This is a genomic window from Marinobacter alexandrii, from assembly GCA_039984955.1.
GTDB lineage: Bacteria > Bacteroidota > Bacteroidia > Cytophagales > Cyclobacteriaceae > Ekhidna.
Window position 1 is genome coordinate 459100 of record JBDWTN010000007.1, and the last position, 15774, is coordinate 474873.

Sequence of the window (15774 nt, forward strand, 5' to 3'; positions counted from 1 at the left end):
CACTAAATCCACCTTCTCACCTTTTTAAGGTACTCTGGATACTCATTGGGGAATAAGTTTTTGAGAGCTCCCTCTTCTGGCCTGATTTGAAATTTATTCATATACAAGACAAAAAAAATAGCAGATAAGATACAAAATGGATTTCCAATTCGTATGATTCCTCCTATTAGCACCAAGAGCATTCCAAAATACATTGGGTTTCGCGTATACATATAGATCCCGTTAGTTACCAAAGTACTTGCTTTTTCTGGTTTTGTCGGATCTGTGGTTGTTCCCCTTAATCTAAATGCGGCTATTCCTGCAAGCGCTATCAATGCACCTGATACCAATGGTATTCTAGATAATAAAGTCTTATAAGGATAGTTATATGAATACTCTTTTGTCAAATAGTAAATACCAAATGCAATTCCTAAAGAAAGCAGGAATACAATCACTGGTGGTATTTTAAGTCTCATTGTTTATAGATTTTACCGTCCTTCATAACTAATTTGATATTGTAAAGGTCTGAAATAGATTCTTCAGGGTTACCCTTTACTACTACAATATCTGCAAGAAAATTAGCATCCAGCTTTCCCAGTTTATTCAGTCCGAATATCTGAGCATTTACAGAGGTGACTGACCTTAATACATCGCGTTCCTTCATCCCATAATCAACCATCAATTCCAATTCTTTTACATTTTCTCCATGCTCAAAAACGCCTACATCTCCACCTGCCACAATTGTAACTCCGCTTTCTAAGACACGCTTAAACATTTCACGCTTGCCTAATACTCTTCGTGGTTCTGGAGCCTCTCCATTCCATCCATCAAAATACTGTGCAATCGCATGAGTAGCTGCTAATGTTGGGCACAATGCCACTTCTCGTTCTTTCATTAGTTCCAATACTTCTACGGTTGCATCCGATCCATGCTCAATTGTTTTTACACCTGCAAGTGTTGCCCTTCTCATTCCTTCTGCTGTAGCTGCATGTGCTACTACTACCCTACCACTACTCTTTGCTGTTTCCACAATGAGTTTTAATTCTTCAATAGAAAAGGTTGGCATGGCTGTTTTGTTCGGTCCCCAGCGGTAATCCGCATAAACCTTTATAAAATCAGCCCCCTTTCCAATTTGATCCCTTGTCACTGTAATCAAATTTTGCCCGTCTGCTGGCTCTGCACCCAACGGAACTTCAAAATCCGGATGGAATCCTTTAGGTCCATAACTCCCTGTAGCCACAATAGCTTTTCCGGCTACCAGCATCCTGGGGCCGTCTATTATTCCTTCTTCAATGCTTTGCTTAATAGCCACATCCGCGTACCCTGCACCTTCAGATCCTAAGTCTCGAATAGTCGTAAATCCAGCATATAAGTTTTTAGTAGCCATTTTTGCACCACGAATAGCACGCAAGCTCCGGGATTCTTTTAGTACCTGATCATTCCAACCCGTCTGATTGTATGGGTAAAGTAAAACGTGCGAGTGACCTTCAATCATGCCTGGCATGATCGTACCACCTTCATAATTAATTGTTTCATCAGATTTGCCCAACTGATTAATAGGCCCTACTTCTAGAATTGTATTGCCTTCAACAATTACTCCCCAATCAGTCTTCATATTTTCACCGTCAAAAAGACGATCTGCAGTGATTTTAATCTTTTGGGATGTAGCTAAGAAACTTAAAAAGCAAAAAAATAAAATAATAGTTAGGCGCATTGAATAGAATTTCATCCTAAGATAATACCATTCAATGAGCATAAATAAAAAGCCCCATCCGCAATGCAGACAGGGCTTCCGACTAGGTTAGGTTTAAGTTATTGCTTTATAAATTTTCTATTGACTGATTTTCCACCAGAGGAAAGCTCAATCATATATATGCCTTCTTTCAATTGACTTACATCAACTTTGTTTGCACTAACATCTCCTTGTGAGATCGTTTGGCCACTTAAGTTTGTTATTTTATATGCTACTTCGTTGCGAGTAGTCGCAATGTGGAGGTCATTTCCTACCGCAGGGTTAGGATATATCTCAAAGCTAACAGGCTGACCTACAGATGACGTTTGGATTGCATAAGAAGCTGTTGCCCCACCCACACAGAATGCAGTGGTTTCACTAGTTCCAAATGATCCTCCAGAAGCAAGCGTAGTTGCTCCATCTGCCAGGCTGTAAGCCCCGTTTCCAAATGAACAGCAGATACCATCACCATATGTATCACTGATTACAAAATCATAACATCCTGCATTCAAGTCAACATTTACATTGATGGTAGATCCATCAGGTTGTGAAGGATACGTGCCTCCAGAAGCAACTACCGTAGATCCATTTAGTATCTGCCAGCTAGTTTCTTCAGGATAGTTATCAAATGTCAACGTTAGGTTAACAGTAGTCGGTACTACCACACCACCTGCACTAACTGAAAGATCATCGATGGCAATATCACTTGACCATCCAGCTCCTGTCGTTCCGACCATTCTCAACTTTACTGTTCCGCCTGCATAAGCATCAAGACTTACATTCACAGTTTCCCATGAGTTACCTTGATTTCCAGAAAGTGTCCAAAGGTTTGTGAAGTTGGTGCCATCTGTAGAAACTTGAGCCGTTAATGATCCTACATCAGTTCCAAACATGTGATGCTTGAACGAGAAGGTAGCTGAAGTTTCCCCAGAAAGATCAAAGCACGGACTTTCAAGAATTGCCGTAGCATTGTTTCCAATTTGTCCAGCACTTCCATTTGTAGAAGCTTCTAAGAAGATATAAAATGATCCCTCAGCAGCTGCACCAGGTCCCGTGTTTGAAGAAGGGGTTCCACCTGAATCTCTTGTCCAGTCCCCATCATCACCACCTACCTGAGTCCATCCATCATTGGTTTCAAAACCCTCCGAATATGGTAGGCTTGCAGTTGAAGAGCAGCTGATGCCTGAGCTCTGCGTGGTTACATTTACTGCATTACTTGCAGCAGAAACATTTCCGGCAGCATCTTTAGCTCGTACCGTAAATGTATAAGCTGTACCTGCAGTAAGGCCTGTGATATTAGCAGATGTGCTTGTTACTTCACCAAGGTTCGATGATCCATTAAATACATCATAGGCAGTGACTCCAATATTGTCACTTGATGCATTCCAGTTTAGCGTCAAAGTAGTTTGCGCTACCGCATTAGCTGTCAATCCTGTTGGGGTGGTAGGGGCTTGGGTATCAGGTGTAGATCCACCCGTTAATGCAAAGTTATCAATGGCAATATCTCCCTGCCAAGAGGCTGCAGAGATTCCGTTGAATCTCAACAATAATGTACCACCTGCATATGCAGATAGGTCCACATCAGCATTATTCCATGCTGCTCCTTGATCACCGGCAACAGACCAAACAGATGTCCAGCTTCCGCCATTATCGTTACTTGCTTCCAATGCTACAGATCCAACAGCATTTCCTGTCATCTGGTAATCAAAAGTCGCATTAGCTCCAGATTCACCTGAAAGATCAAAACACGAGGAATTTAAGATAGCACGCTTATTAGGGAAGCCTGTGCCATCACCTGAAACCTCCATGTAGATATAGTAAGATCCATCGGATGCTCCAGTAGGTCCTGTGCTAGCTGAAGGAGTACCTCCCGTTTGAACAGTCCAATTAATATCATCTGTCGTAGACTGACTCCATGTACCTAATGTATTTTCAAAGCTTTCTCCGTAAGGGAATGTAGAAGTTCCTCCAGAACAATTCGTTGATCCGGTTGTGAAACTAACTGAGCTTGAATAGGAAGATGTAGAGTTATCAGGGCATATGCTACGTACTTGTGCTTCATATGAAGTTTCTCCAGCTAAACCAGTTAGTGTCGTTGAAGTTCCTGAAACTGCAGTAGTCGTCCAGGTAGTCGTTCCTGTAGCTCTATATCTTAAATCGTAGGTTGTTCCACTAACAGCATTCCAGCCTAAAGTAGCTGAAGTTGTACTTACACCAGAAGGTGATAGTCCTGTTGGAGTAGTCGCATTACATACAGGAGGTGTGCCTGTAACACCCGTCACTACCAATGAGAAATTTTGACTTCCACCCGATAGAGAACCTTTGTGAGTAACTGTTACGGTATAAGAACCAGAAGCTCCTGAAACGTCTACTCTTTCGTAAGGATCTACTAGATTGTCTCCTGTACTGTTAGAGTTAACTCCTGTCATTCTGTAAGGATTGTAAGTAGTTCCTCCTTGGGTAACTCTAATATCAAGATCATTAACCAATACTGGTGTAGCCAAATTTATCGTTCCAGTATTTGCTGTTCCAGCTGGATCTGTCCAAGAGATCGAAACCATAAGAGGATTTGTTCCATCAGCGTCCACGTTTAAAGTATATGATCCACCATTGGCTAGTGTCAGTTCATCTATCACAGATCCATTTCCATTGTCAGTAAGGGTCTCAGCAGCAGCCTTTGCATTTAGAAGCCCCCATCCGAAAACGGCATCAGGCCCTGAAATACCAGCATCATCTGCTGTATGGAGTGCAACTCCTTTCAAAGTTGCAGCTCTCATGAAATTACCGTTGATATTATTATAGTGCTGCTGAAGAAGAAGTAATGTTCCTGCAACATTAGGTGATGCCATAGAAGTACCACTAATAGAATTGTATGCATTATCAGCATTATCGTAAGTAGAATAAACACCTGAACCATTTCCAGTGATATCTGGCTTAATTCTTAAATCATCTGTAGGCCCTTCACTGCTGCTACCGCTGATTGTAACGCTGTTAAATGAACCATCATTGTTCACATTAGCATCTTGACCATTGGCTACTACCATATTATTTTTTGAGGTAGAGTGCCCTGTCAATTTATCGAATGCAGAATTACCACCAAGAGGATCGGAATTTGCACTATTATCGTTTCCATCATTACCGGCGGCTACTACCATAAGATAATATGGAGAGTTATACATAAGATTATCCCAATCTCTGGAATCATCTATATAGGCACCCCCATACCAGGATGGAAGTTGTACCTGTCCAAATTGATTTCTCCAAGCAAAACCATATGAATGATTAGATATCAGCATACCCGCGGCAGCTTCAGATGTTGCCTCTGATAGGTCATTGTTCCAATCATGCGTACGTGCTTGAGCACGAGGGGCCATTCCTTTAGCAGCTGCCTGAACTCCAGAGGCTACAATAGTACCGGTCACATGTTGAGCATGAAAACTATTCCCATTAAGGCCCGTTACTCCATCGTTGATAGACACACGGTTATTCCCGCCTGGTCCATCAAATTCCTGATGCGTGGTTCTTGTCGGCCCACCATCCCAAACGTGTGCCGTCATGTTTTGCCCATCCAAACTAAGTCCAAGCGATCCCCCAATGTTCAGATGATTTGCTCGTGTAGATCTAGCGGCATCTTCATTATGAATTGAATAGTAAATAGGATAACCATCTGGAGAAACAGCTACCAATTCATCTACCGAACCATCTGAATTTGCTTTTAGAATATCCCAACCTCGCAAAGAAGCCATGTTAATCGCTTCCGACCTTCTCGAGTCTTCCTTCAATTTGAAATCTTTTTGAAGTTGGGTAAGCTTAGCTTTATTGTATTTGTCGCTGATGCCCTGTCTTTGCTGTAGTGTCTGAGCAAAGGTAGTAGTAGTGGACACAATCAAGGCGAGCAACAACGCCTTGATGTATCGCTTATTTCTTCTCATAATAAAACGATTAGGTTAATAGATTAATTCTCCGAATATATAGTCATTCCCCAATTACTTCCAATAATATTCTTACTTAAATTGCTAATTCATAATAATGTTATTACTAATTATTGCATCTAAGAATATTATTCTTAAAAATTGATTTAGTGTTCATTTTTTGGATAAAACAAATATTTAATTAAACTATTAGGTGAAAATCGTTAAATAGGTACTGGACGAATCGTTGAAAATTGTAGACTAAATCGGTTAACATTGAAAAAATATATTGTCATAAATAATCATTACAGTATGTGCAAAAATTATTATTTCAGCTATCTGTTCTTTGTGGTAGGGCTTCTATCCTGCGTTGCTCAAAAACCCAGTCAAACAAGCGGAACTTTGAAAGGAACCATTGGTCTCTATGAGGGTAATTGTATGCCTGGACCAGGTGTTGATCCTTGTGAGCCAAAGCCTATTTCAACAATGGTCTACATTACAAAAATTAGTGAAAAGTTTCAATTAGATCTGGCCGTTGATAGTGTCCAGTCAAAAGCAGATGGTACTTACGCTATTGATTTAGCAATAGGTACTTACAGTCTTTTCCTAAGAGATGAAGAAAGTATAATTTGTGATTTAATAAAATGCCCCAATACATGTTACTGTAACCCTTTCAAGATAACTATCGATTCTACTACAATAGTAGATGCAAACCTTGATCACGCGACTTGGTGAAAATTTTTGCTATAATATCTCCAGAGAAGCAATTAGGTTTTTCCTGAAAGATTTTCCAACGGACAAATGATGACCTTTTATGTATACAAGGTTTTCCGATATAGAATCTATTTTATCAAAATTGATTAAATACGAGCGATGTATTCTCAAAAAACCGTACTTCAACAATTTCTCTTCTACGCTTTTGAGGGTATGGCTTATGGTATGTTTCTTTGATTTAGTGTGAATCACCGTATAGTTATCCATAGCCTCAGCAAAAAGGATTTCCTTGGGCTTGAGGGATAAAATAGACTGTTGATCTCTTATGAAAATTGTTTCTGAAACAACCTCTTCTTGTTTTACGCCAACAATCTTTCTCCTTCGCGCTAATTCAACATTAGCAACTAGGTCTTGGCTATTGAAAGGTTTTACAATAAAGCCAGATGGACTTAGCATGCTTACTTTATCCAACGTCTCTTTATCATAATATGAGGTAACGAATATGAAGGGTATTTTAAGCTGAGAAGCCAACTCAATTCCGTCCATGTCACCTTCAATATTGATATCTAGAATCGCAAGATCCGGAGATTTTGCTGATATTTTCGTAAAAGCGTCCTCTGCATTATCTACAATCGCTGTGACTTCATAGCCCGACTTTTCTAAAGTAGTTGCTATATCATCCGCTATGAGCGGCTCATCTTCCACGATTAAAAGAGAAATCATAAATCGGTTTTATATCAAGGGATAAATATATCCACAAGCTTACAAAATCAATTTAACTAGCCCTTTACGATCCTCGTAAAATCGAGAAATCGAGAAATCAAAAATCTACAAGCATGATACAGGAGAAACTAAATCACCATTTTATATCGACTAATGAAAATATCGACGAGTGTACCTTCTTCATTAAGGATACTCAGTTCCGCTTTTAATTTTCTAGATAATGAGTCTATCATCTTCCATCCAAATGAATTGGAATTTTGCAGTTCTGCCTCATTGAAACCCTTGCCATTGTCTTTTATGCTTACATGCAACATATCATTTTCTTCCCTAATCTTCAGCTCGATGATTCCGCTATTCATCTCTTCAAAAGCGTGTTTCAGGCTATTGGTGACCAGCTCGTTGATGATCAACCCGAGGGGCACCAGTGTATCCACATCCAACTTAATATCTCCAACATCTATTTTATAGTCGATTTCTTTGTTGTTGAGTGCAAACGAACTGATCAGCTGAGGAATAAGATTTTTAAGGTAGTCATTTACATCTACCCCTCTCAGGTCATTTTCTTGATAGAGGCGCTGGTGAATGAGTGACATAGATTTCACCCTATTTTGTCCATCAGTGAGTGCTTCCAGGGCCGATTCAGTCGAAAGGTTCTCAGCTTGCAAATTGAGCAAACTGGAGATTACCTGTAAGTTGTTTTTGACCCGATGGTGAATTTCCTTCAGAAGGATTTCTTTCTCATTGAGTGACTTCTCAATACTTTCTTTTTGTTCACCAATTAGCTTATTCTTCTTTTGACTAGACCTGTTATTTCTAAAGAGTATTAGACTAATCGCTAAAAGTAATAGTGTACTAGACCCAATCAAGATAATCGTGATTCTTTGATTGCTAACCAGGATTTTATTTTTCTGTTGTTCCAGTAAGGCAAGCTGATCTTTCTCAGCATATTGTAGCGAATCTTTTAGTTGCTGTCGGTCATAGGTACTTTCATATTGAAGTCTGATACCTTGTGTAAGGTTGTCTAAATTTATTACACTATCATTCAAGATCTGATACTTTTCGATTGCACTGATCGCATCTCTGAAGCGTCCCTGATCATATTTAATGTGGTACAGCAATTCATAACTATCCCTTATAATAGTCAAGCTATTAATTTCACGCTCTTGCCTGATGATTTCGTTTATAATACCCTGTGCTCGTTTTAAATTCCCTCTACTATAATTAGCAGATGCTTGAATGAACTTTGCACCAAAGTAGAGGGAAGGTATTTCTTTTACTTTTTGATTGCCCATCAAATAGTTAGCGTATAACAAAGCAGAATCAGGTTGACCGACCATAATGTGATACTTCGCGAGATAATGATAGGTTTCTGGAATTATCTCATCTTCCTTGGTTTCTTGTATAGCTTGATCCAAGAACCATTTTGCAGAATCATACTGTGAGGTTGCTAAATATGTTGATCCCAGATCGTTCAATATATTCGTATGCACCCTCTTGATTTCTGATGACCCTGTGAATTTTAGTGCCTGACGAAAGAGCTTTATAGCTTCCCTATGATTGCCTGAAATGGTAAACGAAAAACCAATATCTTTTAAAACTGAAGCTCGTTCATAAAGATCAGTATTACCCTCCTGATAGTCAAATAACTGCCATAAAATATCCTGAGCGGCGCTCACTTTTCCTTGTCTTAAAAGAACGGTGCTTTTAAAGCGAAGACTCTTCATGATCTCCTCACGCTCCTTTATTACTTCATAGAGTTGTAGTGCTGAATCAATAGTGACTAGTGCCAGCTGATATTCATTTTTCAAAAAATGCAGTGTTGATTTCCTTTCGAAAACCTGGGATCGATGCTTTATTAATTCTTCCTGGTTTGGCATTTTTAGTTTCAATGCACTGTTAAGTTCTCTTTCGGCTTTTGAGTAATCTTTAAGGTTTTGGTAGATAATGGTTTTTGTGATATGCAGTTCTGCTATTCTGTGATAGCTTGTGGTCTTAGACAATACCTCTTGACTCTTGGCGTAATAGAACAGTGCACTATCCAATAACCCTTTCATGTAATTGGTATTGCCAATATTCATCCATAGAATTCCTTCTCTCTCGGTTTTATGATATTTTTTGGCGAGTAAAATACCTTTCCTGAAATAATAGGCAGCACTATCTGGCTGATAAGATTGATAATGTGCAATCCCAATCCCGGTATATAATATTTCTAATTCTGGTATCTCCTTATTTGATATCTCTTTCAAAACCCGTAAAAGAAAACCTATGGCAAGCTGTTTTCTCCTTGTTTTCCTGAGATAGTCGCCTTTTTCTCTGGCAACATTGATATATGCAATATTCCCAAGCTCCTTACTAATGATAATTGCGTCATTGTAAAACTTACTAGCAAGTGCAGTGTCTAAGACGGAGTGTTCTTTAGCCAGATCAAGGAGGAGCTGTATTTTGCTGGAATCCTGCTCTGCGACCTCCAGAAGATTGCGCAATGAATCAATTCTAGTGTCTTGAGCGATTAGATCAAGTATTAGAAAGCAACCCATTAGGTACAGGGCAAAGATTTTCATGGTGATTGGTCTTCAGTTAGGTGGTTACGCTGTAAAAATCAGTCATAAAGTTCTATAAGTCTCTATTCAAATCCGTTTTCATTCGTTTTGGAGTAGTCTTTTAATGGAAAGAAGCCCTCATCCATTTATCAGACGAGGGCTTAAAATGAACCAGCTAAGTCATCTTTGAAAACCACATGGATAATGGGGGTGCCATGGATCAAAAGGCTTACAATCTCCACATGAATAACTTTCAGATATTTTGATAGGGTATGGTGCCAGGCAGCTCCATCGAATAGTTCTGGTACAGCAGCGATAAGAGTTTGCATCACATAAATCGAAATATTCCTCTGAGGTCTCATACCAGGTTTTGTAGCCACATGGTGATACTATCTCGTGCCAGATTCCAAAATCAAGTACATAGTCTTTACCATCACCAAGCGTAATAATATCTGTGACATTATTCGAATAAATCACTTCTACTTTGATTGCATTATCATAGTCATCCTGACTTTTACTCATTGATCCATCTTTCATTAGATATATACGATTCTCGGGTCCTTCAAACTTGAATACTCCCGGGGTGCTGAGCAATTCATCAAGCGTCATGACTAATTCAGGTGTCGAGCCCCAAACTCCGCTTGTTTCTGATAAATTTATTGACTCCTTTTCCAATTGATCCGAGCAAGCAAAAGCGCACAGAAGGGCTAATAAAAAAACGAATAGATTACTTTTCATAATGTTAAAATTTAAAGTGAGTAATTATTTTCTAATAATGATTCTTCTGTTGACAGATCCAATCTTTAGGATGTAGATGCCTTCATCGTACCGACTGACTGGAAGAGACATTTCTTTAAAGACCTCTTTTTGTTTGTAAACTATTCTACCTGATGCATCGATCAAACGTAGCTCAGAGACCTCCTGTATTACCTCAGGTGTGAGCTTGACATGAAGTGTTTCTCTAACAGGGTTGGGATAGACCTGAATCAAGTTGTCCAATTCTTCATTGCTTAATACAACTTCCGAGCCTGAAGTTCGAAAGGCAAACGTACAGGCGGATTCATACCTTGAGGTAAACCCCAGGCCTAACTCTCCATGATAATTCCCACCCCATGTATCAATGACAATACCTACTCGATTAGCAAGCACATGAGTTTCTACAGATAAGCTAGAGTACATTGAAACCGAATACCCAGGAGCATTGCATGCTATAGGTTGTGGAATAAACTCTTCCTTACTTATAAAACCTCTCCCTAGTTCAGCAAAATTATTAACTCCCCATGCCCATGTAGCGCCATCTGCCATTATAAAGGTCCCTAAATTATCTCCTGCATATATTCTCTTTACATTTCTTATGAGATCAGGAGATACTTCATTTTCGTGAATAAATGTGGGTGTATTTACTCTATAGAATGTGCCTCCTAACTGACATATATTAAAAAAATTCCGGCTGCTAAGAGCATTAACAACCCCCCAGACTAAAATTCTCCCGTCAGTTGACAGACCCATTCTAAATCTCCGATTAGTTGAAATAGATTTGAACCTAGTTGGTGTAGCTATTCCCACAGGAGTAATAGCATAGCTACCAACGACCCCTATACCAGCTGTCTCCTTACGTCCCCAAACCTGAACAGTATTATCCGCATAAAGTGCAAATGAATTATCTTCAGCAAGCGACGTACTAAAAACCTTACCAGCAGCAGTAGTCCTGATCGGTGTTAGCCTTCTTGTTCTTGTACCATCTCCAAGTTCATAATGGTTGTTTTCCCCCCACATAAATAGATCTCCATTTACATCTATAGCTGAAGCATGAGAACAATCTCCTAAACATCGATTATATCCAGCCTGAACAGCACCCTCAACAAAAACAATATCGGATAGCGTTGGTATTTTAACAGGGGTTGTATGTATGGTAGTTGTACTACCTGTACCGCAGACTCCTAACCTGTTGTCGCCCCAGGTCCAAACATTCCCGTTTACATCAAGAGCAAAGGCTGCATTACTAGTACCTCCAATAGAAATAATATCGCTTAAGGATACTATCTGGGTAGGTGTGGTCACGTTTAAAGTACTGGAAGTAAAACCAATAGCGAGAGAATCACCCATTGACCAAACTGTGCCATCTGAACGAAGGATATACGAATTTTCATTAGTAGCTAACTGAGCTAGCCTATCTACTTTATTAAAAAATGGCACAAATGAAGGAATAGCCGGAGGGCCGGGATGTATACCAAATTGTGAGTGTGCGTTATCTCCTGCTCCTACCAAAGACCCATCCGATTTTAGTATGATGGTAAAATCAGCACCACAGGCTAATGCTACTGACTTATCGTATGAAACTGTGCTATCACTGAACACACGTGCGGTGGTCAGAGGTATACCAAACTGACCATGAAAATTAGCGCCAAAAAAGTGCAACTCTCCTTTGCTATCAATGAAAGTACTATGGCTGTATCCTGCCGCCATAGTACGCACTTTTGATGCTACACTCTCAGCATATTCTCTACGATACGTGGTAGGATCTAAAGGATCAATTGGCCCTCCTATCCCAAGTTGACCATAAACTCCCTCTCCCCATGTCCATAGATTTCCCTCCACATCAGTAGCTATTGAATGGGTTTCTCCTGCGGATAAAGCAATAACATCTGTCAGTGGTATTGGGAAAAAACCAATCTTTTTTCTTACGGCAATAGGTGTGTTCCGTGAGGCAAAACTAGATGGTGAGCGGCCCAGTTGTGTGTTAAGGTTATCTCCCCATCCAAGCACACGTCCATCCTTGATTGCCAGGCTATGTCTTGCTCCAGCAGATATTAATGTCACGCCATTTAAAATACCAGTCCCTGAAGAATTCACAACATTTCCAGGAAGGGCTGATGGAGAAAAAAAGCCTTGTCCTAGTTCTCCCAGGTTATTAATCCCCCAGGAGATCACGGTTCCGTCGCTTTTAAGTGCCATGCAATGAAAGTCTCCAGCCTGAATATCAATGATATCCGACACACCGGAAAGTTGAACCGGGATAGCGGACCCAACCCCTACAGTGCCTAGCTGGCCGTAGGTGTTATCCCCCCAAACAAAGACTTTCCCATCTGCTCTTAGCGCCATGCTATGTCTTCTTCCGGCAGAAACAGCAATAATATGATCTAATCCTACAGCAAGTACACCCGCTCCTGAGATTGTAATAGTACTATCTCCTAGCTGGCCATATGTGTTTTCGCCCCAGGAAAACACCGCTCCTTCTTGTATGATTAATGTATGATTGAAGCCCGCTGAAATGGCTTTTTCAGTCATCGTAGGTGTAGTGCTTGCGTTTCTATCTCTGTCCTTTGCGAAGAGAGAGTGTAAGAATAAAATCAGAATAAGGTAAATCAGTGATCGTGTCATAAGTGATAGGTTTTTTCTTCAAGTTTTTCTATTCACCTGTCAATTGAAATCAGTTTTGAGTGAAGGGCAGGTATTTCTTCGTGAGTGTAAACTTTTTTGAAGTAAGAAGTTTTGGGTAGATAAGAAAAGATTAACCTGATCGTATTGAAAATAAAAAAGGCAGCTCCTCCGCAGAACTGCCCAAGCATTGGCCGCCACAGCCTTTTGCTCACCATAGAGTCATTGTTGTCTTTTAGATGAATCTAGTTCGTCCTTTTAACGAAACGAAACGTTTTGGTCTCTCCTTTTTCATTAGTCAATCGCAACAGATGTATTCCGTTTGGAAGTAAACTCAGATCGATCTTGCTTGCCGAACTTCCTTGTAGCAATTGTTTGCCATCGAGGCTCAGGACTTCTGCTTGCAGCACTTCATTTGTCTCTATGACCAAATAATCTTGTGTGGGGTTCGGGTAAACATTTACTGGAGTATCCGTCAGACCTAATACTTGGATAAGCTTCAGGGTTCCACTTTTCTCTCCTTCATAGTTTGTCTCTTTAACAGTGACTGTGAAGTTGTGGTTTCCTGCTCTTGTTGGAGTGCTACCTGCATCCCATGAGATTGAATAACTTAGGTTTGATGGTTCTGTTATAACTGTTGGTTCTTTGATTGTGCCATCGGCTTCCTGTATTAAATCATCGAGTTCAATGGTAGTTTGGGCTTTATTGATCACCAATGTACCCTCAGCAAAATCTACAATATAATTACTTCCTGCATCTACATTTCCCTGCAAAATGCTATAAGTTCCGGCATCTTCGCCAATATCCCTTGCTAAGTCCCCACTGATAACATCAGTACCTAGAAGTAGACCAGCTTTAATCTCAAAAGTAAAATCAGGATCTACTTCTCCATAGGATTTGGTCTGATCATTAGCTTTAATAGTCAATGGGGCCCGCATGACTTGAAATTCATGTGTAGATATACTGCTCTCATTTGCACCAGATAGTTTACTGAAACTTATACTGGCATTTCCTGCATGTGAGGAGCGAAAAATTATCTGGGCTGAAGGATCAAATAAAGAACCAGTAGCTACTTGTTCGTCATTGATATGTACCTGGCCATTGGTAGCAGATACAAATCGATATTGATCAGTAGAAAAAACATCATCTGGATCAGGGGATAAATCAATTTCGACCGTTTGGCCATATTGCACGGAAGGGATGCTAATTATTGGCGATAGTATTTCGGTTGTCAATTCAAAGAAATAAACTGCTCCGGCATTAGAAAGTGGCTGTACTCCATCCTCATTGAGATCCTGTGCAAATGACCCTATGACGAGTTGTTTGTTTTCCATTTTTATGGAACTGAAACGGCCAATTTTATCATCTTCCATCCTATCAGAGGTTACTACTTTTTGAATCTCTGAAAACTGACCATTCATATCTGCCTGGAAGATATAGACTGAGCCAGCTGCTTTTATTGTACCAGTACCATCCCGATTTTCATCTTCATCTGGAGCACCTACAACCAGTAGGTCTTCTGATAGACTTACCCCATTGCCAAAATTATCAAGTGCTGAACGGTCTGATGCTTCGATTTTTTGCGTTTGACTCCAATAGCCATTTTCATCTTTATGAAATAGGTATGCCGCACCAGCATTGTTTAGATATCCGTTAGCTGATTTATCTTGTAGAGGAGCCCCAACCACTAGCCTAGATCCTTCAATATCTAGTGAGTACCCAAAAAGATCACCGGCGGACCGATCATCTGGAACAATCTTTTGAGCTTGATTCCACTCCCCTGATTCATTTCTTTCAAAAAAATAAACTGCTCCAGCTTGATATTGGTAGTTTTCATTGTTTGCATCATCGTTTTCTGTCTGTGCTCCTACTACCAAATAGTCACCCTCCAGGTCGATAGAAAATCCAAAAGCAGCACCTGTTTCAGCATCATCAGCAACAAGCTTTGCTGTTTCATTCCACTGCCCATTCCCATCTTTTTCAAAAATATACACCGCTCCTTGTCGAGAATTATGAAATAGAGATGAAACGGCTATTCGTTCTCCAGATACAGACACTTGAGATCCAAAGTTGTCTTGCTCTGCTCGATCTGATGCAACTGCTTTCTGTTTTTCTATCCAAATTCCTTGCGCATCTTTTTCAAAAATAAATGCTGCTCCTGCACCTCGAATATTATTCATCCCATCAAGATCTGTACGATTAAGTACCGCTCCAATCACAGCAAGAGTACCGGATACTGCTACCGAACTCCCAAATACGTCTTGTGAATTTCTATCTGAAGGAACCAATTTTTGCATCATATCCCAGTTCCCGTTTACATTTTCGTATGCATAAACAGCCCCAGCTGTCTCCAACGGGTTTTCTCCATTTTCATCTGTATCCGTTCCTAAAGAACAAATCATAGCCACATCTCCTGACATATCTAGAAAGGTTCCAAAAAAATCCAAAGTAGTTCGATCTGAAGGTACAACCTTCGATTTTTCCTTGAATACAGCCTGACCAAACAGGTGGCTTCCGAATACCATTAGCAACAAAATAATCGTCAAATATTTACTCATCGTACTTATTAATTCATTCTAGAATTTGAAAGTACGTTTTCTATCGTCTTGACGCTAAAAATCGATCTCTACATGATCTCTACAAATACAAAATGTTCGATAAGAACTTCTGTTATTCCAATAAAAATAGGAGCCCTGGACAGCAAACATCATAATCGCTCTGCTGATATGGTTCGTTCAAAACTTGACATAATCCATGAAAGTATTTATCCCCAAACTATTAGCCAAAAAAGACAGCC

Annotated in this window: 9 protein-coding genes; 1 reads left to right on the forward strand and 8 read right to left on the reverse strand. The window is 40.0% G+C overall.

What is annotated here, in order from left to right; genetic code table 11:
* Window positions 1-2: 2 nt before the first annotated feature.
* From ABJQ32_08460 to ABJQ32_08470, 3 genes are all read right to left on the reverse strand, one after another.
* Window positions 3-455 (reverse strand): isoprenylcysteine carboxylmethyltransferase family protein, encoded by a 453-nt coding sequence (locus tag ABJQ32_08460; GenBank protein MEP5289668.1) that lies wholly within the window; start codon window positions 453-455, stop codon window positions 3-5.
* On the reverse strand, window positions 452-1693 hold the full coding sequence (locus ABJQ32_08465) for an amidohydrolase family protein (protein MEP5289669.1): 1242 nt from the start codon (window positions 1691-1693) through the stop codon (window positions 452-454). The genes ABJQ32_08460 and ABJQ32_08465 overlap by 4 nt, the downstream gene beginning before the upstream one ends.
* A 98-nt stretch (window positions 1694-1791) precedes the next feature.
* A complete protein-coding gene (locus ABJQ32_08470; protein ID MEP5289670.1) occupies window positions 1792-5643 on the reverse strand; it encodes a S8 family serine peptidase in 3852 nt (1283 codons plus the stop codon).
* 255 nt (window positions 5644-5898) lie between these two features.
* Here ABJQ32_08470 and ABJQ32_08475 point away from each other — a divergent pair, with 255 nt between their 5' ends.
* Complete coding sequence (locus tag ABJQ32_08475) at window positions 5899-6357, forward strand: hypothetical protein (protein MEP5289671.1); 459 nt, start codon at window positions 5899-5901, stop codon at window positions 6355-6357.
* Window positions 6358-6366: 9 nt separating this feature from the next.
* On the opposite strand, the gene ABJQ32_08480 is transcribed toward ABJQ32_08475, so the two are convergent.
* From ABJQ32_08480 to ABJQ32_08500, 5 genes are all read right to left on the reverse strand, one after another.
* Window positions 6367-7059, reverse strand: a complete 693-nt coding sequence (locus ABJQ32_08480) for a response regulator (GenBank protein MEP5289672.1) — start codon at window positions 7057-7059, stop codon at window positions 6367-6369.
* Between the two features lie 128 nt (window positions 7060-7187).
* Window positions 7188-9620: a histidine kinase dimerization/phosphoacceptor domain -containing protein gene (locus tag ABJQ32_08485; protein MEP5289673.1), complete on the reverse strand. Its 2433-nt coding sequence runs from the start codon at window positions 9618-9620 to the stop codon at window positions 7188-7190.
* 159 nt (window positions 9621-9779) lie between these two features.
* Complete coding sequence (locus ABJQ32_08490; GenBank protein ID MEP5289674.1) at window positions 9780-10337, reverse strand: hypothetical protein; 558 nt, start codon at window positions 10335-10337, stop codon at window positions 9780-9782.
* A 24-nt stretch (window positions 10338-10361) separates the two neighbouring features.
* The gene (locus ABJQ32_08495; GenBank protein ID MEP5289675.1) at window positions 10362-12980 is read right to left on the reverse strand and encodes a T9SS type A sorting domain-containing protein; all 2619 of its coding nucleotides are present in this window, start codon (window positions 12978-12980) and stop codon (window positions 10362-10364) included.
* Between the two features lie 242 nt (window positions 12981-13222).
* Window positions 13223-15535 carry an MBG domain-containing protein gene (locus tag ABJQ32_08500; protein MEP5289676.1) on the reverse strand — a complete coding sequence of 771 codons (2313 nt, stop codon included), beginning with the start codon at window positions 15533-15535 and terminating at the stop codon, window positions 13223-13225.
* Window positions 15536-15774 lie beyond the last annotated feature (239 nt).

What these genes read in the sequence shown, in the direction of transcription:
- ABJQ32_08500 (MEP5289676.1), bottom strand. Translation starts at nt 15,535, where the DNA reads ATGAGTAAATATTTGACGATTATTTTGTTGCTAATGGTATTCGGAAGC.
- ABJQ32_08495 (MEP5289675.1), bottom strand. Translation starts at nt 12,980, where the DNA reads ATGACACGATCACTGATTTACCTTATTCTGATTTTATTCTTACACTCT.
- ABJQ32_08470 (MEP5289670.1), bottom strand. Translation starts at nt 5,643, where the DNA reads ATGAGAAGAAATAAGCGATACATCAAGGCGTTGTTGCTCGCCTTGATT.
- ABJQ32_08480 (MEP5289672.1), bottom strand. Translation starts at nt 7,059, where the DNA reads ATGATTTCTCTTTTAATCGTGGAAGATGAGCCGCTCATAGCGGATGAT.
- ABJQ32_08490 (MEP5289674.1), bottom strand. Translation starts at nt 10,337, where the DNA reads ATGAAAAGTAATCTATTCGTTTTTTTATTAGCCCTTCTGTGCGCTTTT.
- ABJQ32_08460 (MEP5289668.1), bottom strand. Translation starts at nt 455, where the DNA reads ATGAGACTTAAAATACCACCAGTGATTGTATTCCTGCTTTCTTTAGGA.
- ABJQ32_08465 (MEP5289669.1), bottom strand. Translation starts at nt 1,693, where the DNA reads ATGCGCCTAACTATTATTTTATTTTTTTGCTTTTTAAGTTTCTTAGCT.
- ABJQ32_08485 (MEP5289673.1), bottom strand. Translation starts at nt 9,620, where the DNA reads ATGAAAATCTTTGCCCTGTACCTAATGGGTTGCTTTCTAATACTTGAT.